29 protein-coding genes and 1 tRNA gene are annotated in these 20,750 nt (G+C 54.0%); 6 read left to right on the top strand and 24 right to left on the bottom strand.

The window, feature by feature from the left end; translation table 11 throughout:
• Window positions 1-2 precede the first annotated feature (2 nt).
• The 19 genes from LINBF2_RS01080 to rplN all read right to left on the bottom strand — a co-directional run bounded on the left by LINBF2_RS01080 (window position 3) and on the right by rplN (window position 9,731).
• Window positions 3-869, bottom strand: coding sequence for an alpha/beta hydrolase (locus tag LINBF2_RS01080; protein ID WP_281889734.1), 867 nt, complete (start codon window positions 867-869; stop codon window positions 3-5).
• 55 nt (window positions 870-924) lie between these two features.
• A tRNA-Met gene (locus LINBF2_RS01075) sits at window positions 925-1,001 on the bottom strand.
• A 22-nt stretch (window positions 1,002-1,023) separates the two neighbouring features.
• Window positions 1,024-1,419 (bottom strand): 50S ribosomal protein L17, encoded by a 396-nt coding sequence (gene rplQ, locus LINBF2_RS01070; RefSeq protein WP_108283421.1) that lies wholly within the window; start codon window positions 1,417-1,419, stop codon window positions 1,024-1,026.
• A gap of 75 nt (window positions 1,420-1,494) precedes the next feature.
• Window positions 1,495-2,487 (bottom strand): DNA-directed RNA polymerase subunit alpha, encoded by a 993-nt coding sequence (gene rpoA, locus LINBF2_RS01065; protein ID WP_281889731.1) that lies wholly within the window; start codon window positions 2,485-2,487, stop codon window positions 1,495-1,497.
• A gap of 111 nt (window positions 2,488-2,598) precedes the next feature.
• Window positions 2,599-3,222: a 30S ribosomal protein S4 gene (gene rpsD, locus LINBF2_RS01060; protein ID WP_104796726.1), complete on the bottom strand. Its 624-nt coding sequence runs from the start codon at window positions 3,220-3,222 to the stop codon at window positions 2,599-2,601.
• 102 nt (window positions 3,223-3,324) lie between these two features.
• Window positions 3,325-3,726, bottom strand: a complete 402-nt coding sequence (gene rpsK / locus LINBF2_RS01055; RefSeq protein ID WP_100133809.1) for a 30S ribosomal protein S11 — start codon at window positions 3,724-3,726, stop codon at window positions 3,325-3,327.
• Between the two features lie 12 nt (window positions 3,727-3,738).
• On the bottom strand, window positions 3,739-4,104 hold the full coding sequence (rpsM, locus tag LINBF2_RS01050) for a 30S ribosomal protein S13 (protein WP_104796727.1): 366 nt from the start codon (window positions 4,102-4,104) through the stop codon (window positions 3,739-3,741).
• 25 nt (window positions 4,105-4,129) lie between these two features.
• Complete coding sequence (gene rpmJ, locus LINBF2_RS01045) at window positions 4,130-4,243, bottom strand: 50S ribosomal protein L36 (protein WP_011481465.1); 114 nt, start codon at window positions 4,241-4,243, stop codon at window positions 4,130-4,132.
• A 69-nt stretch (window positions 4,244-4,312) separates the two neighbouring features.
• Entirely contained in the window at window positions 4,313-5,626 is a 1,314-nt protein-coding gene (secY, locus tag LINBF2_RS01040; protein WP_281889728.1) for a preprotein translocase subunit SecY, read from the bottom strand.
• 26 nt (window positions 5,627-5,652) lie between these two features.
• Complete coding sequence (rplO, locus tag LINBF2_RS01035; protein WP_104796729.1) at window positions 5,653-6,084, bottom strand: 50S ribosomal protein L15; 432 nt, start codon at window positions 6,082-6,084, stop codon at window positions 5,653-5,655.
• A 10-nt stretch (window positions 6,085-6,094) separates the two neighbouring features.
• A complete protein-coding gene (gene rpmD, locus LINBF2_RS01030) occupies window positions 6,095-6,277 on the bottom strand; it encodes a 50S ribosomal protein L30 (protein ID WP_104796730.1) in 183 nt (60 codons plus the stop codon).
• 14 nt (window positions 6,278-6,291) lie between these two features.
• Window positions 6,292-6,810, bottom strand: a complete 519-nt coding sequence (gene rpsE, locus LINBF2_RS01025) for a 30S ribosomal protein S5 (RefSeq protein WP_104796731.1) — start codon at window positions 6,808-6,810, stop codon at window positions 6,292-6,294.
• Between the two features lie 18 nt (window positions 6,811-6,828).
• Window positions 6,829-7,194 carry a 50S ribosomal protein L18 gene (rplR, locus tag LINBF2_RS01020; protein ID WP_281889725.1) on the bottom strand — a complete coding sequence of 122 codons (366 nt, stop codon included), beginning with the start codon at window positions 7,192-7,194 and terminating at the stop codon, window positions 6,829-6,831.
• Window positions 7,195-7,205: 11 nt separating this feature from the next.
• On the bottom strand, window positions 7,206-7,739 hold the full coding sequence (rplF, locus tag LINBF2_RS01015; protein ID WP_281889723.1) for a 50S ribosomal protein L6: 534 nt from the start codon (window positions 7,737-7,739) through the stop codon (window positions 7,206-7,208).
• 24 nt (window positions 7,740-7,763) lie between these two features.
• Window positions 7,764-8,159, bottom strand: a complete 396-nt coding sequence (rpsH, locus tag LINBF2_RS01010; protein WP_104796734.1) for a 30S ribosomal protein S8 — start codon at window positions 8,157-8,159, stop codon at window positions 7,764-7,766.
• Between the two features lie 17 nt (window positions 8,160-8,176).
• Window positions 8,177-8,482: a 30S ribosomal protein S14 gene (gene rpsN, locus LINBF2_RS01005; protein WP_104796735.1), complete on the bottom strand. Its 306-nt coding sequence runs from the start codon at window positions 8,480-8,482 to the stop codon at window positions 8,177-8,179.
• The gene (gene rplE, locus LINBF2_RS01000) at window positions 8,475-9,029 is read right to left on the bottom strand and encodes a 50S ribosomal protein L5 (protein WP_281889720.1); all 555 of its coding nucleotides are present in this window, start codon (window positions 9,027-9,029) and stop codon (window positions 8,475-8,477) included. The genes rpsN and rplE overlap by 8 nt, the downstream gene beginning before the upstream one ends.
• Before the next feature lie 2 nt (window positions 9,030-9,031).
• Window positions 9,032-9,352 (bottom strand): 50S ribosomal protein L24, encoded by a 321-nt coding sequence (rplX, locus tag LINBF2_RS00995; protein WP_281889718.1) that lies wholly within the window; start codon window positions 9,350-9,352, stop codon window positions 9,032-9,034.
• Window positions 9,353-9,362: 10 nt separating this feature from the next.
• Window positions 9,363-9,731, bottom strand: a complete 369-nt coding sequence (gene rplN, locus LINBF2_RS00990) for a 50S ribosomal protein L14 (RefSeq protein ID WP_053172537.1) — start codon at window positions 9,729-9,731, stop codon at window positions 9,363-9,365.
• Window positions 9,732-9,950: 219 nt separating this feature from the next.
• On the opposite strand from rplN, the gene proC reads away from it, so the two are divergent.
• Window positions 9,951-10,781, top strand: coding sequence for a pyrroline-5-carboxylate reductase (proC, locus tag LINBF2_RS00985; protein ID WP_281889716.1), 831 nt, complete (start codon window positions 9,951-9,953; stop codon window positions 10,779-10,781).
• A gap of 52 nt (window positions 10,782-10,833) precedes the next feature.
• The gene (locus LINBF2_RS00980; RefSeq protein WP_104796739.1) at window positions 10,834-11,064 is read left to right on the top strand and encodes a hypothetical protein; all 231 of its coding nucleotides are present in this window, start codon (window positions 10,834-10,836) and stop codon (window positions 11,062-11,064) included.
• 81 nt (window positions 11,065-11,145) lie between these two features.
• Here the strand turns inward: LINBF2_RS00980 and LINBF2_RS00975 are convergent, their stop codons facing one another.
• The 4 genes from LINBF2_RS00975 to LINBF2_RS00960 are packed head-to-tail and all read right to left on the bottom strand — an operon-like array spanning window position 11,146 to window position 16,353.
• On the bottom strand, window positions 11,146-12,048 hold the full coding sequence (locus LINBF2_RS00975; protein ID WP_281889713.1) for a 4-hydroxybenzoate octaprenyltransferase: 903 nt from the start codon (window positions 12,046-12,048) through the stop codon (window positions 11,146-11,148).
• A gap of 11 nt (window positions 12,049-12,059) precedes the next feature.
• Window positions 12,060-13,025 carry a LysR substrate-binding domain-containing protein gene (locus LINBF2_RS00970; RefSeq protein ID WP_281889711.1) on the bottom strand — a complete coding sequence of 322 codons (966 nt, stop codon included), beginning with the start codon at window positions 13,023-13,025 and terminating at the stop codon, window positions 12,060-12,062.
• Between the two features lie 14 nt (window positions 13,026-13,039).
• Window positions 13,040-15,175, bottom strand: coding sequence for an ATP-dependent DNA helicase RecG (recG, locus tag LINBF2_RS00965; protein ID WP_281889709.1), 2,136 nt, complete (start codon window positions 15,173-15,175; stop codon window positions 13,040-13,042).
• Between the two features lie 26 nt (window positions 15,176-15,201).
• Window positions 15,202-16,353 carry a hypothetical protein gene (locus LINBF2_RS00960; RefSeq protein WP_281889707.1) on the bottom strand — a complete coding sequence of 384 codons (1,152 nt, stop codon included), beginning with the start codon at window positions 16,351-16,353 and terminating at the stop codon, window positions 15,202-15,204.
• A gap of 195 nt (window positions 16,354-16,548) precedes the next feature.
• Here LINBF2_RS00960 and LINBF2_RS00955 point away from each other — a divergent pair, with 195 nt between their 5' ends.
• The gene (locus tag LINBF2_RS00955) at window positions 16,549-17,304 is read left to right on the top strand and encodes a hypothetical protein (RefSeq protein WP_281889706.1); all 756 of its coding nucleotides are present in this window, start codon (window positions 16,549-16,551) and stop codon (window positions 17,302-17,304) included.
• On the opposite strand, the gene LINBF2_RS00950 is transcribed toward LINBF2_RS00955, so the two are convergent.
• Window positions 17,301-17,555 (bottom strand): helix-turn-helix transcriptional regulator, encoded by a 255-nt coding sequence (locus LINBF2_RS00950; protein WP_281889704.1) that lies wholly within the window; start codon window positions 17,553-17,555, stop codon window positions 17,301-17,303. The two genes, LINBF2_RS00955 and LINBF2_RS00950, sit on opposite strands and share 4 nt — an antisense overlap.
• Window positions 17,556-17,659: 104 nt before the next feature.
• Here LINBF2_RS00950 and LINBF2_RS00945 point away from each other — a divergent pair, with 104 nt between their 5' ends.
• The 3 genes from LINBF2_RS00945 (at window position 17,660) to tgt (ending at window position 20,738) form a co-directional block, all read left to right on the top strand.
• Complete coding sequence (locus tag LINBF2_RS00945; RefSeq protein WP_281889702.1) at window positions 17,660-18,355, top strand: hypothetical protein; 696 nt, start codon at window positions 17,660-17,662, stop codon at window positions 18,353-18,355.
• An 84-nt stretch (window positions 18,356-18,439) separates the two neighbouring features.
• Window positions 18,440-19,537 (top strand): tRNA preQ1(34) S-adenosylmethionine ribosyltransferase-isomerase QueA, encoded by a 1,098-nt coding sequence (queA, locus tag LINBF2_RS00940; protein ID WP_281889700.1) that lies wholly within the window; start codon window positions 18,440-18,442, stop codon window positions 19,535-19,537.
• 10 nt (window positions 19,538-19,547) lie between these two features.
• Window positions 19,548-20,738 carry a tRNA guanosine(34) transglycosylase Tgt gene (gene tgt, locus LINBF2_RS00935; RefSeq protein ID WP_281889698.1) on the top strand — a complete coding sequence of 397 codons (1,191 nt, stop codon included), beginning with the start codon at window positions 19,548-19,550 and terminating at the stop codon, window positions 20,736-20,738.
• The last annotated feature ends 12 nt before the right edge of the window (window positions 20,739-20,750 follow it).

Genomic DNA, 20,750 nt, shown 5'->3' with positions numbered 1-20,750 from the left:
CTTCAGCGGCTTAGTAGTGGGGCCACCGCTGCATGAAATGCGTCTGGTTTTTCAAACATGACCCAGTGGCCGGCATCGGGAACCACCGTGAATGAGGCCATCGAAGACAACACCTGTGGGACTTGAGCCAACGTGCCTTGGTAAAGCGCGTCACACACGCCCCACACGCCATGCACGGGACATGTCCAGTGTGTTTGCGCTTGTGCCAGTACATCCGTGCGGGCAACGCGTCTGCGTCGCAAGCGGTCACGTGCAACGTTGGCTTGCTGCAAGTCAATCACGTCATCGGTCACGCTGTCTGGATGCACAAACATCATGGCATTCAGGTTGTGGCGATGCACCTTGCGCTGCGACTCTTCATCCATGTCAGGCGTCATGCCTCGCATTGGCAACTCTTTGCTAAATAAGCCTAAGCCAGGCGCGCCGACCAAAATCAATTGCCGGATGAGGTTGGGATATTCAGCGGCTACCAAACCCGCCGTCATGGCGCCGAAAGAAAAGCCCATGACATCCACGCCATCACCTCTAAAAGAGTTCGCGAGTATTTCAGCCACGTAAGGAACTAAGCCATCGGCATCGCTCACACCGCTGGGCAAGTCGGAGTCACCAAACCCAGGAATGTCTAATGCCCAAATTGTTCGGATCTTCGCCAAGTGCTCGACATTGCGCAGCCAATGCGTCCAGCTGCCAGAACCACCATGTAGCAGCACAAGAGGCTGCTTTGAGGCATTGCTTCTGGTATCGGCGACTTGGCCTTCTAGGCCCTGCTCAGCGGCCTGACCAGCACCCCAAACGTGCCATACAGCGTTACCCCATGCATAGGGTTGCACGATGCGTTGTGACAAGGCTTCGACGCGACTGATTTCCATGTGTGGACTTCCCAAGAAAAACGCCCACTGAATAAATTCAGCGGGCGTTTTAAAGTGGTTGCGCGAGTAGGATTTGAACCTACGACCTTTGGGTTATGAGCCCAACGAGCTACCAGGCTGCTCCATCGCGCGTCAAGAGGATTAGTATAACCTATTAAGCGGCTGTTTCGGTAGAAGAAGCCTCAGAAACTTCTGCGCGGTCTACCAATTCAACATAAGCCATTGGTGCGTTGTCGCCCACGCGGAAACCCATTTTCAAAATACGGGTGTAACCACCTGGACGTGTCTTGAAACGTGGGCCCAATTCGTTGAACAACTTCACAACGCTGTCGCGATCGCGCAAGCGGTCAAATGCCAAGCGGCGGTTTGCAACGGTAGGCTCTTTGGCCAAAGTGATCATCGGTTCGATGACGCGACGCAATTCTTTGGCTTTAGGCAATGTGGTTTTAATGGCTTCGTGCTCGATGAGCGAATTCATCATGTTGCGCAACATAGCCAAACGATGTGAGCTAGTGCGGTTGAGTTTGCGAAGTCCGTGTCCGTGGCGCATTTTGATTTCCTTTGATGTTTTACCGGCCGCCGTATCAGGTACGGCCAGGGGACTTTAAAAGTCAGTGATTCTAAATTAACGACGCTCTAAACCGGCAGGTGGCCAGCTTTCGAGTTTCATGCCCAAAGTCAAGCCGCGTGAAGCGAGCACTTCTTTGATTTCGTTGAGTGACTTGCGACCCAAGTTAGGGGTCTTGAGCAACTCATTCTCAGTGCGCTGAATCAGATCACCGATGTAATAGATGTTTTCTGCTTTCAAGCAGTTGGCAGAACGAACGGTCAATTCCAACTCGTCGACAGGGCGCAACAAGATCGGATCGAACTGTTGGCCGCCACGTGGAGCAGCAGCTTCCATGATGCCGTTGATGGCGTCGCCTTCCAACTGTGCGAACACAGCCAGTTGCTCAACCAAGATCTTTGACGAAGCGCGCACAGCGTCTTCAGCAGAGATGGCACCGTTGGTTTCGATTTCCATGACCAAGCGGTCGAGGTCCGTACGTTGTTCCACACGTGCGTTTTCAACGCTGTAGCTCACGCGACTGACGGGAGAGAAAGCGGCATCCAACACGATGCGTCCGATGGACTTGCTTGGCTCTTCGCCGTAACGACGCACAGTACCTGGCACATAGCCACGACCTGTTTCAACTTTGAGTTGGATGTCGATCTTGCCGCCGTGCGACAAGTTCGCAATCACGTGCTCAGGGTTGATGATTTCAACATCGTGAGGCACTTGGATGTCTGCAGCAGTCACAGCGCCTTCGCCGTCTTTGCGCAAGCTCAGAGTCACTTCATCGCGGTTGTGCATTTTGAACACAACGCCTTTGAGGTTCAACAAGATGTTGACCACATCTTCTTGCACGCCATCGATAGACGAGTACTCGTGCACAACGCCAGCGATGGTGACTTCAGTCACTGCATAGCCAACCATAGAAGACAACAAAACGCGACGCAGAGCATTGCCCAACGTGTGGCCATAGCCACGCTCAAACGGCTCCAAGGTAACCTTGGCGCGGTTGTGACCCAATTGCTCGACGTGAATATTTTTTGGTTTCAGCAAGTTTGTTTGCATTCAGATTTCCTTCAATACCCCCGGTTCGTTACACCGGTAAGGCTGGGTGTCTGGACCACGCTGCGCGAGCAGGCAGCGTGGGGTGCGTTAGGTTGAAAACTTCAACCAGGATTAACGCGAGTAAAGTTCGACGATCAAAGATTCGTTGATGTCCGCAGCGAATTCGTCACGGTCTGGCGTCTTCTTGAAGACACCTTCAGCTTTTTCAAGGTTGACTTCAACCCAAGCAGGCATACCCACTTGTTTTGCCAACTCGAGGGCTTCCAACACGCGGCCTTGTTTCTTAGACTTTTCGCGCACAGCAACCACGTCACCGGCTTTCACCAAGTAAGAAGCGATGTTGACTTGATGGCCGTTCACGGTGATGGCTTTGTGTGACACCAGCTGACGTGCTTCAGCACGTGTAGAGCCGAAGCCCATGCGGTACACAACGTTGTCCAAACGTGTTTCCAAAATGGTCAACAGGTTTGCACCGGTGTTACCTTTTTGGCGATCGGCAGCTGCGAAGTAACGGCGGAACTGACGTTCTAACACACCGTACATGCGTTTGACTTTTTGTTTTTCGCGCAATTGCAAACCGAAGTCAGACGTACGTTGACCTGATGTGCGGCCGTGTTGGCCTGGTTTGCTGTCGAATTTGCACTTGTCGCTGATAGAGCGGCGTGCGCTCTTCAAGAACAAGTCGGTGCCTTCACGGCGTGAGAGTTTGGCCTTGGGGCCTAGGTAACGTGCCACTTGAATTTCCTTATCTGATCAGCTGCTCGCAAGAAGCGAGGAGCCGCTGGGGGTTAGCCAGCGGCGGTGGGCTTGTGGTTAACAGTAAAAAGCGAAGAACGCTTAGATACGACGACGCTTTTGTGGACGGCAGCCGTTGTGCGGCACTGGAGTCACGTCAGCAATCGAGTTGATGCGAATGCCCAATGCGGCCAAAGCGCGCACTGAAGATTCACGGCCAGGGCCTGGGCCTTTGATCTCGACATCAAGGTTCTTGATGCCTTGATCAACGGCAGCGCGACCAGCAACTTCCGAAGCCACTTGAGCTGCGAAAGGTGTGGACTTGCGTGAGCCCTTGAAACCTTGACCACCTGACGAAGCCCATGACAAAGCATTGCCTTGGCGGTCAGTGATGGTGATGATGGTGTTGTTGAACGACGCGTGCACGTGCGCGATGCCGTCAGCAATGTTCTTACGAACCTTTTTACGTACGCGTGAAGCTGCGCCGCTTGGAGATTTAGCCATTGTTCAGTCCTATTATTTCTTCAACGACTGGGCTGCTTTACGCGGACCCTTGCGTGTACGAGCGTTGGTACGCGTACGTTGACCACGCATAGGCAGACCACGACGGTGACGGAAGCCGCGGTAGCAACCGATGTCCATCAAACGCTTGATGTTCATTGTTGTTTCGCGACGCAAGTCACCTTCAATCGTGAATTCAGCGATCTGGTCACGGATCTTTTCGAGGTCCGAGTCAGTCAGATCTTTGATCTTCTTTGCGTAATCAATGCCACATGCTTCGCAAATTTTGCGAGCGCGTGTGCGACCAATACCGAAAATCGATGTCAAACCGATTTCAGCGTGTTTGTGCGGCGGAATGTTAATGCCAGCGATACGTGCCATGTGCGTCCTCTTTAAACCAGTTCAATCAACCTTGACGCTGTTTGTGGCGTGGATCTGTACAGATCACACGAACCACGCCCTTGCGGCGGATGATTTTGCAGTTGCGGCAAATTTTTTTGACCGAAGCCGAAACTCTCATTTCATTCTCCTAAAACTCATTTCATTTCACACCCTCATTGGCATGAAACACGACTTTTTACTTGGCCCGTTAGAGCGTTGTTTTGAAACTTGCTTTCTTCAACAGCGAGTCATATTGTTGGCTCATCATGTAGTTTTGCACTTGGGCCATAAAGTCCATGGTGACAACCACAATAATCAGCAACGATGTACCACCGAAGTAGAAAGGCACGTTGTATTTCAAGATCATGAACTCAGGTAACAAACACACAAAGGTGATGTACACGGCGCCTGCGAGCGTGAGTCGAACCAAAATTTTGTCGATGTATTTGGCAGTGTGGTCGCCGGGACGAATACCCGGGACAAAAGCACCACTCTTCTTCAGATTATCCGCTGTTTCTCGGCTGTTAAAGACCAAGGCAGTGTAAAAGAAGCAAAAGAAAACAATTGCAGCTGCATACAACATCACGTAGACAGGCTGTCCAGGTGCAAGTGCTGCAGAAATATCTTTTAGCCAAAGCATGCTATCGCCTGAGCTGAACCAGCTCACGATAGTTGCAGGCAACAGAATGATGGACGAAGCGAAGATAGGAGGAATCACACCCGCCATGTTCAACTTGAGGGGCAAGTGAGACGATTGACCGCCATACACTTTGTTACCCACTTGGCGACGTGCATAGTTCACCAAGATTTTGCGCTGACCGCGCTCAACAAACACCACGAAGTAAGTGACCAGAGCCACAACAACAACAATGATGATGGCAGCCAAGATGCTCATAGCACCTGTGCGCACCAGCTCGAGTAAGCCACCGATTGAACCGGGCAGGCCTGCTGCGATACCAGCAAAAATCAAGATAGAGATACCGTTACCCAAACCACGCTCAGTGATTTGTTCACCCAACCACATCAAGAACATGGTGCCTGCGGTCAAGCTGACCATGGCTGTCATGCGGAAACCAAAGCCTGGCACGTTGACCAAACCGGCTGATGCTTCCAACGCCATGGCAATACCCATGGACTGGAACAAAGCCAAGCCCAAAGTACCAAAACGTGTGTACTGAGTGATCTTGCGACGACCTGCTTCGCCTTCTTTTTTAAGCTGCTCCAAAGAGGGCAACACATAAGTCAGCAACTGCATGATGATCGATGCAGAGATGTAAGGCATGATGCCCAACGCGAACACGGTAAAGCGCGACAAAGCGCCACCCGAGAACATGTTGAACAGGCTCAAAATGCCGCCCTGCTGACCCTTGAACAATTGTTGCAATTGGTCAGGGTTGATGCCGGGCACAGGAATATGGGCGCCCACGCGGTAAACCACCAAGGCGAGCAGCAAGAAGACCAGTCGGCGACGGAGGTCGCCGAACTTGTCGTTGTTACCGATCGATGGAGAGGTAGTAGCCACGGAGCGCTGTTCCTGTTTTCTAACGATTAAGCGACGGAGCCGCCAGCGGCTTCGATCGCAGCTTTGGCACCAGCAGTAGCACCGATACCATTGAGCTTGACAGCAGTCGTCAATTCGCCAGTCTTCACAACCTTGACGACACGAGCGATAGATGCCACGAGGCCAGCGGCCTTCAATGTCAACATATCAACTTCAGCAGCGCCGAGTTGTTGCAAGTCAGCCAATGTCACTTCGTCGTTGTACTTCAAAGTGGTGGACTTGAAGCCGCGCTTAGGCAAACGACGCTGCAAAGGCATTTGACCGCCTTCGAAACCAACCTTGTGGTAGCCGCCTGAACGAGACTTTTGACCTTTGTGACCACGACCAGCAGTCTTGCCGAGGCCAGAGCCGATACCGCGACCAACGCGACGCTTGGCGTGTTTTGCGCCAGGTGCGTGGGTGATGTTATTGAGTTCCATCTTCAACCTTTTACAGCACTTTGACCAGATAGCTGATCTTGTTAATCATGCCGCGCACTGCTGGCGTGTCTTGCAACTCGCTCACAGAATTCAGTTTGCGCAAGCCCAAGCCACGAACGGTGGCGCGGTGCGATTCTTTGGTGCCAATTGGGCTACGCACCAATTGGATCTTCACAGTTTGAGGGGTAGTCATTGAATGCTCCGAGATTAAGCGAAGATTTCTTCGATGTTTTTGCCACGCTTAGCCGCCACTTCTGAAGGCGTCGTGGAATTGTTCAAAGCATCCAAGGTTGCACGAACCATGTTGTATGGGTTTGATGTACCGTGGCTTTTTGCCACGATGTCAGTAATACCCATCACTTCGAACACAGCGCGCATTGGACCGCCTGCGATGATGCCGGTACCCTTAGGTGCGGGGATCATCATGACGTTTGCAGCACCGTGACGACCGTGCACCTTGTGGTGAATCGTGCCGTTTTTCAAAGTGACTTTGGTCATGTTGCGACGGGCTTCTTCCATCGCTTTTTGGACAGCAGCTGGCACTTCTTTCGATTTACCTTTGCCCATGCCCACGCGGCCATCGCCGTCACCAACCACAGTCAAAGCTGCGAAACCGAGAATACGGCCGCCCTTAACCACTTTGGTGACGCGGTTGACCGCGATCATTTTTTCGCGGAGTCCGTCTTCTGGACCGTCACCCTGCGCTTTAGCTTGAAATTTAGCCATGTGTAATTTCCAATCCGATTAGAACTGCAAGCCAGCTTCGCGGGCTGCGTCGGCCAAAGCCTTGACGCGACCGTGGTAAGCAAAACCTGAACGGTCAAACGCCACTTTTTCGACGCCAGCTTTTTTCGCTTTTTCAGCGATCAGCTTGCCAATCACTTGCGCTGCATTGACGTTGCCGCCTTTGCCTGTTGCGCCCAGTTGCTTGCGCACATCGGCTTCTGCTGAGGATGCTGTCGCCACGACTTTCGTGCCGCAAGCGGAAACAACTGTCGCATAGATGTGCAAGTTGGTGCGGTTCACCATCAAACGTGCAACGCCTTGGTTGGCGATGCGAATACGTGTTTGACGTGCCCGGCGGAGTCGCTGCTCTTTTTTGGTCAACATTTTGCAGCTCCTTATTTCTTCTTGGTCTCTTTGATCGTGATCTTCTCATCCGAATAACGGATGCCCTTGCCTTTGTAAGGCTCAGGGGGACGAACAGCACGAATCTCAGCAGCCACTTGACCGACGCGTTGACGGTCAGCACCTTTGATCAGGATTTCAGTTGGGGCTGGCGTCTCAACCTTGATACCTTCAGGCATATCGATATTGACTGGGTGAGAGTAGCCCACTGCCAAGTTCAATTTAGAACCTTGCGCAGCAGCTTTGTAACCCACACCTACCAAAGTCAGCTTTTTCTCGAAGCCTTTGGTCACACCAGTCACCATGTTGTTGACCAATTGACGCAAAGTACCGCTCATGGCGTTCGCTTCACGAGAATCATCAGCAGGCGCGAATGTCACTTGGCCAGCTTCGTTGACAACCTTCACCAATGCATTAGCAGCGATCGACAGCGTACCGCCTGCGCCCTTCACACTGATTTGGGTATTGTTAATAGACACATCCACACCTTGGGGGACGGTCACAGGCATTTTTCCTACTCGGGACATTTCAGTCTTTCCTTTAGGCTGCGGTTAAGCGACGTAGCACAACACTTCGCCACCGACACCGGTAGCGCGTGCTTTGCGGTCAGTCATCACACCTTGAGGTGTTGTGACAATTGCCACACCCATGCCATTCATGACTTGGGGGATAGCGCCGCAGCCTTTGTAAACGCGCAGGCCGGGACGGCTCACGCGCTCAATGCGTTCGATCACTGGACGACCTGCGTAGTACTTGAGAGTGATCTCAAGCTCAGTCTTACCAGCGTCTTTTTTAATTTGAAAACCGTCGATGTAGCCTTCGTCTTTCAGCACTTGCGCAATGGCGATCTTCACTTTAGAAGAAGGCACCATCACGGTGGGTTTAGCCACCATTTGCGCGTTGCGGATGCGAGTCAGCAAGTCGGCGATTGGATCACTCATGCTCATATTGAATCTCCTGCCTATTACCAGCTGGCTTTGGTGATGCCGGGAATGTTGCCTTGGAAGGCTAATTCACGGATCTTGGCGCGGCCAAGGCCGAATTGGCGGAACGTGCCACGTGGACGACCGGTGATTGCGCAACGGTTACGTTGACGTGTTGGGTTCGCGTTGCGTGGCAGCTTTTGCAGACCCAAACGGGCCATTGCGCGCTCTTCATCGCTACGCTTGAAGTCGTTGGCGATAGCCTTCAACTCTGCGTGCTTAGCAGCATACTTTGCAACCAAACGGTCACGCTTGAGCTCGCGCTCGATCAATGCTTGTTTAGCCACGTGCCACCTCTGTCTTGAATGGGAAACGGAAACCAGCGAGAAGCGCCTTGCACTCTTCGTCAGTCTTAGCCGTCGTGGTGATGCTGATGTTCAAACCGCGCAAAGCGTCAACTTTGTCGTATTCGATCTCAGGGAAAATGATTTGCTCTTTAACGCCAATGTTGTAGTTACCACGGCCATCGAAAGCGCGAACAGAGATACCACGGAAGTCACGAACGCGAGGCAAAGCCACGGTCACGAAACGATCCAGGAATTCATACATCTGAACGCCGCGCAAAGTCACCATGCAACCGATAGGCTGGCCTTCACGGATTTTGAAACCCGCAATCGCCTTTTTAGCCTTGGTCACCACAGGCTTTTGGCCTGCAATTTTGGTCAAGTCGCTGACTGCGTTGTCCATGACTTTCTTATCAGCCACAGCTTCGCTCACACCCATGTTCAACGTGATTTTGGTCAAACGTGGAACTTGCATGGGCGACTTGTAACCAAACTTTTCAGTCAGCTCAGCAGCCACTTTTTCACGGTAGTGTTGTTGGAGTCGTGCCATATTTATGCCGCCTTGATTTCTTCGCCGCTGGACTTGAAGACACGCACTTTGCTGCCGTCTGCCAGGACTTTGATGCCAACACGATCAGCCTTACCTGTAGCAGCATTGAAGATAGCTACGTTGGACTGATGGATGGGCATTGTTTTATCAACGATGCCACCTTGCGTGCCAGCCATTGGGTTTGGCTTGGTGTGTTTTTTCACCAAGTTAATGCCGTCGACCACCAAGTGGCTGTCATCTTTACGCAGCGACACAACGCCACGTTTACCTTTGTCGCGTCCAGTAAGGACGATGACTTGGTCGCCTTTGCGAATCTTGTTCATTGTTTAGTCCTTACAGAACTTCAGGAGCCAATGACACGATCTTCATGAACTTCTCAGTGCGCAACTCGCGCGTCACTGGGCCGAAGATACGGGTGCCGATAGGCTCCAACTTTGCATTGAGCAACACAGCTGCGTTGCCATCGAATTTGACGAGCGAACCGTCGCCACGGCGGATGCCTTTGGCAGTACGGACCACAACAGCGCTATACACCTCGCCTTTTTTGACGCGGCCACGCGGAGCGGCTTCTTTAATGCTCACCTTGATGATGTCGCCCACGCTTGCATAGCGACGCTTAGAACCGCCGAGCACTTTAATGCACAAAACGGACTTCGCACCGGTGTTGTCAGCGACATCTAACCGTGTTTCAGTTTGGATCATTTCAATATTCCCAACTTGCATCAGTCTTCACACAACTTACGTTATGCACCGGACCGATCAGTCTTGGGCCCGTCATCCACATCGCGAACCACTCGCAACGCTTCAACTTGGGGCAGATAAACCCCGCTTTTTTTAGCGGAGCCGCAAATTATGCCATAACTTTTTGGCCCGCGTCAAACTTTTTTCACGATTCTTTTTAGTTTGCCCGACAATTCTTCTATGTCTACACCTTCTACCACCTCTCAAACCCTTGCATTCATTGGCGGCGGCAACATGGCCAGCGCCATCATTGGTGGCCTCATCAAGCAAGGCACGCCCGCCAATCACATCTTGGTTGTCGAGCCTTTTGAAGAAGCGCGCCAGCGCCTGCTGGCCCAATTTGGCGTGCGCGTTTTAGCCGCAGCCGATGCCACATTAGCCGAAGCAGGCTTGGTGATTTGGGCTGTAAAACCACAAACCTTCAAAGAAGCTGCTCAACAAACACGCGATTTCTGCGCCCACTCGCTGCACCTGAGTGTGGCTGCTGGCATTCGCAGCGACAGCATAGCCAATTGGCTAGGTACTGAACGCGTGGTGCGCGCCATGCCCAACACGCCCGCTTTGGTTGGCCTCGGTCAGACGGGTCTTTTTGCTCGCGCCGCCGTAACAGACACAGACAAAGCATGGATCGAACAAGTCATTGCAACCACCGGCGCTCTGCTGTGGGTCAAGGACGAGCCCTTGCTGGATGCGGTCACCGCCATCTCGGGTTCTGGCCCTGCTTATGTGTTCTTCTTCATCGAAGCCATGGTGGAAGCCGGCGTGAAGATGGGCCTAACCGCTGAACAAGCGACACAGCTGGCCATCGGTACCTTTGAGGGCGCATCACAACTGGCGAAAACCGCCAGCGAACCCCCTTCTGTGCTGCGCGAGCGCGTCACATCCAAGGGCGGCACAACTTACGCAGCGCTCACCTCCATGCAAAACGCCCATGTGAGCGATCTATTTCAAGCGGCGCTCAAAGTCGCAGAACTACGCGCCCACGAGCTCGGCGACGAGTTTGGGGCTTAAATCCCTACAAGTAATGAGACAATGCGCCATTGTTTTTTAATCCTCTGTCTCCATGAACAAACTCCTTCTTTCTCTTTTATCCGTTGCCGCTTTAGGTATGCCATTGGCATCTGAAGCACAAGCGCCCGCCATGCCTACGGCACCTGTCGCTCAACCCGACCAAGCTGCGCCTAGCAACACCAATGCCGCACCAGCAGCTCCTGCTAAAGCGGACAAAAAAGCCAAAAAGGCCAAGAAAAAGAAATTGAAAAAGAAGAAGTCTAAAAAGGCAAAAGCTCACTAAGCCAACCGCTTAATACTTGCAAACAAAAAGCGCTTGAGGCATCTGCCACAAGCGCTTTTTTCATATTTAAGTCTCAGCGATTCAACGCATGGCATAACCCAAAGCCACACCAGCAAATACGGTTGCACCCAACCAGTGGTTCAACCGAAACGCTCTAAAGCAACCATCTCGTGAACGATCCAAGATCAGCAAAAAGTGCCACAGCGCTTGCAGGCTCGCCAAGATCAAAGCAAACGTCCAAGCGCTGCCTAACTTCTCTGACTCAAGCAAGCCATACCAGCCGCACAGATAGACCGCATAAAACGCCATGATGGCCGATATGTCGTGACGACCCAAAGTGATGGCCGAGGTCTTCATACCAATGCGAATGTCGTCGTCACGATCCACCATGGCGTACTCAGTGTCGTAGGCCAACACCCAAAACAAATTGAACAACATCAAACCCCAAGCCTGCATGGGTACAGCGTCGCTCAAGGTTTGCAGGTTGATGTCTTGCCACGCCAAGTCGGCACTGCCAACCGCTACAAACGCCAAAGGAATGCCAAAGCTAAACGCCACGCCCAACACCGCTTGCGGCATCGACACATAGCGTTTGGCGTAGGGGTAAATCAAGGTCACAGCCAAGCCTGCAAACGACCACGCGATGGTGGTAGGGTTGGTAGTGAGTACAAAACCAAAAGCAGCAAGCGCCAGCACAGCGCCCACTAGCAAGGCCTCGCGCACAGACACTGCCCCTCGCGTGACGGGCCGCTCTGCCGTGCGTTTGACGTGACGGTCAAAATCACGGTCGGCCACATCGTTGATGCAGCAGCCCGCACTACGCATCAGGATCGTGCCCAACACAAACACCGCCACCAAATGCCAACCGGGCCAGCCATCGGCCGCCACCCACAAGGCAGAGAGAGAAGGCCACAGCAGCAGTAACCAGCCCGCTGGGCGGTTCCAACGAATCAAATCTAAATAGAGGCTCAGGCGTTCACGCATGCACACACCTATTACGACAAGCGGTTCACGCCTGGCAGTTCGCAGGCATAGATGGCATTGCGCAAAGCGGCAATCGCCTCGTAACGCGTGAAGCTGCGACGCCACGCCAACACCACACGGCGCGTGGGCGGCTTGCCCCCCTTATCGTCGGTAATGGGCAAGTAGCGCACATACGTCTCTTCGCTTTTTTTACGCTTGGCTTGTGTGTTCAGTGCCTCTTTCGGCACGCTCAAACGCGGCACCAGTGTCACACCCATACCAGCGGCCACCATGTGCTTGATGGTCTCCAACGACGAGCCTTCGAAACTCTTTTGAATACCCTCAGCATTGCTAGAGAAACGCGCAAATTCTGGGCACACCTCCAGCACATGGTCGCGAAAGCAATGACCATTGCCCAACAGCAACATGGTTTCGTTCTTCAACTCATCCGCACTGACATGCTTCAAGGTCGCCAGCGGATGATTGCTGGGAACGGCGGCCATGAAGGGCTCGTCGTACAAGGGCGCGGTAGCCAAGCCCGTGTCTGGGAACGGCTCTGCCAAGATGGCGCAATCAATCTCGCCTGTTCGCAACATCTCCATCAACTTGACAGTGAAATTTTCTTGCAGCATCAGCGGCATTTGCGGTGTTTTAGAAATGGCTTGTCGCACCAAGCTTGGCAGCAAGTACGGACCAATCGTGTAAATCACACCCAGCTTCAACGGGCCGGCCAATGGGTCTTTGCCGCGCTTGGCAATTTCTTTGATGTTGGCGGCCTGCTCCAACACACTTTGCGCTTGGCGGATGATTTCTTCGCCCAAGGGCGTGACGGTCACTTCGTTGGCGCTGCGTTCAAACAGCTTCACATCCAACTCTTCTTCGAGTTTTTTGATGGCCACCGACAGCGTGGGTTGCGACACAAAGCAGGCCTCGGCTGCTCGACCAAAGTGCTTTTCGCGGGCAACGGCCACGATGTATTTGAGTTCGGTCAGGGTCATGTGCGTTTCTAAAGTTAAGCCTTCAAGAAATCCGATTTTCCACCCAACCAGCGGCTCACGTGTCGCTCGGCCAACTCGGAGTACATGTCCAGCATCAGCGGGGCCAACTCTCTGGCCCATTGCAACAGCTCACCGTCTTCTGCCAAGTCTGCAAAACGCAGCAATGCGGCACCCGATTGGCGTGCGCCCAAGAACTCGCCGGGGCCACGAATTTCTAAATCGCGTCGTGCAATTTCAAACCCATCCGAGGTTTCCACCATTGCACGCAGCCGCTCGCGCGCCGTCTCGCTCACGCGCCCACTCTCGCCCGTGGCATACATCAGCACGCAGGCAGAAGCAGCCGCGCCGCGCCCTACACGCCCACGCAACTGGTGCAACTGACTGAGGCCAAAACGCTCGGCGTGCTCAATCACCATCAGCGAGGCATTGGGCACATCCACGCCCACTTCAATCACGGTGGTGCTGACCAGCACGCCCATGGCGCCACTTTCAAACTGCGCCATCACCGCCTTTTTGTCAGCAGGTGGCATGCGCGAATGCAGCAGCCCCACCAACACCGGCTTTGTGCCAGGGTAGTTGAGCGCATCCATCAACAAGGCATGCGTTTCGGTGGCATTGGTCAAATCGAGCGCTTCGCTTTCTTCAATCAACGGGCACACCCAATACACCTGACGGCCTTCATCGAGCTGGTGGCGAATGCGTTCAATCAACTCATCACGTCGTGACTCTGATACCAGCTTGGTCACCACCGGCGTGCGGCCTGGTGGCAATTCGTCTAACGTCGACACATCGAGGTCGGCGTAATAGCTCATCGCCAAGGTGCGCGGAATGGGCGTGGCACTCATCATCAGCATGTGCGGCTCTTGCTGTGGCATGCCGTCGTGTGTGAGCATCTTCTCGCGCAGCGCCAAGCGCTGTGCCACACCAAAGCGGTGTTGTTCGTCGATGATGGCCAGTGCCAAGTTTTTAAAGACGACCTGCTCTTGAATCACCGCATGCGTGCCCACCACCAAAGCAGCTTCGCCACTGGCGATGAGCCCCAACATTTCGGTGCGTTCTTTCTTCTTTTGGCTCCCCGTGAGCCATGCTACGCGCTTGCCCAACGGCGTGAGCAAAGGCTCTAGCCAACCAATCAGTTTGCGAAAGTGTTGCTCGGCCAAAATTTCAGTTGGAGCCATCAGCGCACATTGCCAACCGCCATCCATCGCCACCGCTGCAGCCAATGCCGCCACCACAGTTTTGCCCGAACCCACATCGCCTTGCAGCAAACGGTGCATGGGCACTTGGCGCATCAAGTCTTGCGCAATTTCTTCACCCACGCGGCGTTGCGCGCCGGTCAAACCAAATGGCAACACACCCAACAACTGCTCGTGCAAACCGCCTTTTTTCAGCACTAAGGCCGGCGCATGCAGTTCGTCACGCGCACGTTTGGACTGCAGTTGCGACAGCTGCTGCGCCAACAACTCTTCGGCTTTCAGCCGCTGCCACGCAGGGTGTGTGCGGTCTTCCAGCTGCGCCAGCGACACATCGGGCGTGGGGTGGTGCAAAAAGTGCAAGGCCTGCTCAAGGCTCCACGCCTTCGCGCCAGCACTCATGGCCGAGCGCGGCATGTGCTCGGGCGGAATCGTCTCGACAAACGCACCGTGTCGCGCCGCATGCACCAGCCCGCTGTGTACTGCCTTACGCAAATACACCTGCGGCAAACCTGCCGACGTGGGGTACACGGGCGTCAGCGCATTGGGCAGCTCGCCACCCGCCATACTGAAGCCGGGGTGCATCATCGTGCGCCCCATAAAGCCACCCTTCACCTCGCCGCGCAAACGCAAGCGATTACCCACGGCCAACGCCTTTTGTTGTGAAGGGTAGAAGCTGAAGAAGCGCAGCGTGCAAGTGTCTGAGCCATCGTCCACCACCACAAGCAATTGGCGGCGCGGTTTGTAGGCGATGTCACACGACACCACCGTAGCTTCGATTTGCGCCATGTCACCCTCGCGCGTGTCAGCCAGACGCACGATGCGCGTTTCGTCTTCGTAGCGCAGCGGCAGGTGCAGGGCCAAATCAATGTCGCGGTCCAGCCCGAGCTTGCGCAGCGCTTTTTGCGGTGCGGAGAGGGGTTTGGTCGAGGCTTTTTCTGCGGGCGGCATGGGCATTGATTGTGCCCGCCGCCAAGCGGTTTTTAAAACTGGTAGCCGAGGCGCATACCTAAGCCGTTGGCATGCATCGCTTTGTCATACCCGTAATAAGAGCTCGTGTCGACCAAACTGCTGCGCGTGAGCTGAACTGCGGTGAATAAGCCTTCGGGCCAATCATGTCGCCACGCCACAGAAAAACTTCGCTGTGTGTAATCTGAAAAATCTGGATACACCGTGTAGCCTGAATAGGGATAGTTGGTTCTAGTCAAAGCGTTGTGCATCAAAAACTTGGAGGCAGCAAATGCAAACACGTTCTGCGCATCCTGTTGGTAATTGAACTCCATCACATACGAGCGCCGTAACAGCACGTTGCCCCGGACGGTGTGCGGATAGCTAGAACCGGGCTCCACCACATTCTTGTTGGACATCGCGTGACGCAGTGTTTGCATGCGCACATTGAGCTTGGGCATCGCGTAAAAACTCACGCCTGCAAACGTGATGTCATACACCTGGTCCACCCGAAAGTCTGGCGCATTCCAGCCGCCATGGACTGCCTGCTCTTGCTGTGTGGCCAAGTATCCGAATCGAAACTCCGTCGCGGTATCCAAATTTAAGGCATTGATTGAGAAGCCTTGCTTGTTGTTCTTCTCGACGCGACTGTTTGAATACGTGAGGTTTGAAAATTCGGTCTTGTTATAGCCGAACCACAAAGGGCTGTAGACGCCAGCAATTCCCTGCAAACGATAAGCACCTACTTGCATATTCGTATACAGCTGCGCACCGGGCGCACCTCCGCTAGGGCCGCTGACATCCACCACCGTGCAAAACGGGTCGTTCTCACGCACCCAAGGCGAGTCAATGTCATATGTGCGGCACCAGCTGGTTTTGTAGTCCACCACGCCAAGCTTCACACCTAGACGCGGGGAAATTGCCCAATCTGCACTGAGCTCATCGACATGAGACCCCATCTCTTGGTTGCTGCGCGCCTTAAATGCCAACGTGGCCCTCGGGGAAACCATCAAGCGGCCATCAAAAGTACCCCACGGTGAAACAGGTCGGTAATGCCATTGCGCGTTGGTCGACATCATCAACAAAGGGTCGGGGCGGCCATTTGAAAACTGCCACGCATCCACGCCCAGCTGAGCGTTGTAACGCCCAAGCGGGTAATCCACTGCCTCATCGTGACCAGCTTGCATGACCTGTGCCGAAGCAAGCCCGCTCAAACAGAGCCCTACCAGCAACACCTGCATTCTTTGAACACGCATAGACAGCCTTTTCAGCACCACGATTGAGGATGAACTCGTCAAATCGCCAACTAGAAGTTAACTAGAAATAACCAGCAATGCAACAATTGTGATTCAATAACTTGTATTTAAGAATACAAAAATACAATGAAACATGAAGTCTTAACAAGTGTCTTAGTCTTGGCGCTCTCGCTCACAGCGTGCGGCGGTGGTGCTGGCAACGACGACTGGGCCAGCTCAGACCCCAGTGCGCGCGCCATTTCGGCCAGCAGCTTTGACATTCAAGATGCCTGGACGAACCTCAACAATGCACCGTACGCATCGCAACTCAAAGCCCACGGTCCATGTCCAGGCACATACATCTTGTCCAACAGCACGGCCAACATCGCAGGCGTTCAAGTTATGGCAAATGTCGTGTCAACCAATATTGCTTATGGCGCTGCAAGCCCTTGTGACTCGCCCTACGAAAACAAATCGGCAGCAAACATCACCAACATCTACTACTACTACGCTGTCGTCAACAGCCAATACAAAAACTACTACGCCTATGACAACTTATATGTTTATGTGTGGCGAGCAGTGGCTGCTTTTCCGACCTCAGCAAAAGTGGGGGATACGGGCGTCATTGGGGTTGTAGACAAATACACAAGTAGCAACTCTGCCAAAGTTGGCATACAAGTGTGGTCTTACGCTATCGAAGAAGACACGGCCTACTCTGTCATCTTTAATCTCATAGTCAAACACTACGATACGACCACCACCAGCTACGCCTCAGCGCCACTTGGCAAAACAGAACAGTTCCGTTACTTGGTAAATTTGAGCAACGGGGTCAATCAACTTCAACTGATTCAATATGACCGTCTTGACGCCGATGGCTTCACGGTTCAGGGCCGCTTGAACTAAGGCTTACCAGCCTGCGCCTGCTCCCGCACGCGCTCAAACAACTCAAACACCGTCAGCCCCAGCCCCACCGCGATGACCTCCATCGCATTGAGCGTGGGGTTCGCTTGGCCGTTCTCAATGCGGCTGAGGTAGGTCTGGTAGAACCCGCACTTTTCGCTGAACTCGACCTGCGTCATGCCATGTGCTTGCCGCAAGAAGCGGACACATTGGCCAAACGAACGAGAAAGGGGTTGCTGCACACTGAGGAGCATCCCAATTTATGCCTAATTCACATACACACTAATTCGTATATGAGGTGGATTAGGGGGTCTGCGCTATTAGCCTTGGTTGTCTTTACCAATTTAAGAAGCATTCCATGACAACCTTGAAACTCTTTTTTATTTCGGCCTTGCTTCTTTTGATTTCTGCGTGTGGAGGTGGCGGAGGTGGCGGCGGCTCAAGCGGACCAGTTTCATCAACAAACACTTTTGACATCCGTGCGGGGTATGCAAGACTCACTGCTAGCGGTTTTTCAACGACGCTCACGGTTAGCGGAACTTGCTCGGGAACTTTTGCGTTAACAAGTGGCCCTGCAACGACGAACACAGTATTTGAAGGATCGGCTGCGTTATCCAGAAGCTCTGTAGCCAGCCTAACAGTTTCTAACTGCACCCCAGCCTCTAACGTTGGAACAACCACAAGCTATTTCGACTCAAACTATGCACCTCTCGGATTCGCCATCGTGGGAGGGGATTACGGCGTTTGGACATCGCCACCATCCTTACCGAACAACGCACGAGTCGGAGATGTTGCCGTTGTAGGCACTATCAACAAATACACAAACAGCACAAAATCAACACCTTCAGGGACTCAGCAAAACAGTTACGTGATTGAGGCAGACACAGCCACTACCGCCATAGCAAACCTGATTTCAAAAACATACAACGCTTCTAACGTACTCACATCTACCGAACAAGATAGGTATCGAATCGCTGCCGACGGAAGTCTCACACTCATCTCTATTGATATCCAATACGCCAACGGTTCAACCACCCATCTCGTGATGAACTAAACCTAGTTAACGAGACACCTTAAACAGCCGTGCGAAAATCACGGCTGTTTTTACTTGGAACGGGCCCGTCCGGCCCTCAAGCACATGTCACACACTTACACGCTCAGCGATTTCGATTTCGAACTGCCTGAGTCCCTGATTGCCCAGCACCCCACCACCGAACGCAGCGCCTCGCGCTTGTTAGATGGTCGCAGCGATGAGCTGGCCAACCGCACTTTCAAAGACATTCCCTCTCTGTTGCAGCCCGGCGATTTGCTGGTGTTCAACGACACCCAAGTGGTGAAAGCGCGTCTATTTGGCGAAAAGGCCACGGGCGGCAAACTGGAGCTTTTGATTGAGCGCGTGCTCACCGGCCACGAGGTGGTGGCCCACATGAAGGTCAGCAAAAAGCCGCAGGTTGGTGCCGTGATGTACATGGCGGGTGGTTTGCATAACGGCGGCTTCACAGCCACGCTCTTGGGCCGCTGGCCCAATGAAGACGGCCAACTGTTTCGCTTCAAGTTCAGCGACGAGCCGCACACACTGATGCAAGCGCACGGCCACATGCCGCTGCCGCCCTACATTGCGCGCCACCAAAACACCGCTGACGCGCAGCACCAAACCGAGGAAGACAAAGCCGAGGACGAGCGCCGTTACCAAACTGTGTTCGCCAAGCACCCGGGTGCTGCGGCTGCACCCACAGCGGCGCTGCACTTTGACGAAGGTGTGTTACAGGGGTTAGAGGCCCAAGGCGTGTCACGCGCCAGCGTCACGCTGCATGTGGGCGCGGGCACGTTTCAGCCGGTGAAGACCGAGAACTTGGCAGAGCACAGGATGCACAGCGAGTGGTACAACATTCCGACCGAAACGGTGCAGGCCATTGCCGACTGCCGCGCACGCGGTGGCCGCGTGGTGGCTGTAGGCACGACGAGTGTGCGCACGCTGGAAAGCTGGGCGCAAAGTGGACTGACGAGTGGTGACACGCAAATCTTCATCACACCCGGCTTTGACTTCAAAGTGGTGGATGTGCTCATCACCAACTTTCACTTGCCCAAGAGCACGCTGCTCATGTTGGTCAGCGCGTTTGCAGGCTTTGACCACATGCACGCGCTGTACCGCCACGCCATTGCCCACCAATACCGATTCTTCAGCTACGGCGACGCCATGCTGCTAGAGAAAACCACCGCATCAAGAACCGCTTGAAAGACCGACCATGTTGAAGTTTGACGTTCTCAAAAAAGACACCCCTGCCGCAGACGGCAGCTACGCGGGCAGCCATGCTCGCCGCGGCACGCTCACGCTCAACCACGGCGTGGTGCAAACACCCATCTTCATGCCCGTGGGCACCTACGGCACGGTCAAAGGCGTGATGCCACGTAGCCTCGAAGAAATGGGCGCGCAAATTATTTTGGGCAACACCTTCCACCTGTGGATGCGCCCCGGCCTCGATGTGATGCAAAGCTTTGGCGGCCTGCACGAGTTTGAGCGTTGGAACAAACCCATCCTCACCGACAGCGGCGGTTTTCAAGTGTGGTCGCTGGGCGCGATGCGCAAGATCACCGAAGAAGGGGTGACGTTTGCCTCACCCGTGAACGGCGACAAGCTGTTCATGTCGCCCGAGGTGAGCATGCAAATTCAAACCACGCTCAACAGCGACATCGTGATGCAGCTCGACGAGTGCACACCCTATGAAACCAAAGGCCACCTCACCACGGAAGCAGAAGCCCGCAAGTCGATGGAGATGAGCCGTCGCTGGGCCGTGCGCAGCAAAGACGAATTTGCGCGCTTAGAAAACCCCAATGCCTTGTTTGGCATCGTGCAAGGTGGCATGTTCACCAACCTGCGTCAAGAGTCACTCGACGCGTTGGTGGAGATGAACTTCCCCGGCTACGCCGTGGGCGGCGTGAGCGTGGGTGAGCCCAAAGACCAAATGCTCGAAATCATGGCGCACACGCCCCACCGCTTGCCTGAGCACAAACCCCGCTACCTGATGGGCGTGGGCACCCCCGAAGACTTGGTACAAGGCGTGGCCGATGGCGTGGACATGTTTGACTGCGTCATGCCCACACGCAATGCGCGCAACGGCACGCTGTTCACCCGCTTTGGCGATTTAAAAATTCGCAACGCCCGCCACAAGGCAGACCACGGCCCGCTCGACAGCACCTGCACCTGCTACACCTGCGCAGGCCACACACGCCCCGACGGCACAACGAGCGGCGGCTTCAGCCGTGCGTACTTGCACCACCTCGACCGTTGCGGCGAAATGCTCGGCCCCATGCTGACCACCGTGCACAACCTGCACTACTACCTCAACCTCATGCGCGAAGTGCGTGAGTCATTAGAGGCTGGAGAGTTCGGCGCATTCCGTGCCAAGTTCAAAGAAGACCGCGCGCGCGGCGTTTGAACCACGCCACGA

This window comes from Limnohabitans sp. TEGF004, assembly GCF_027924965.1.
In the GTDB taxonomy this organism is placed as follows: domain Bacteria; phylum Pseudomonadota; class Gammaproteobacteria; order Burkholderiales; family Burkholderiaceae_C; genus Limnohabitans.
This window is presented reverse-complemented; position numbering and strand designations above follow the sequence as displayed.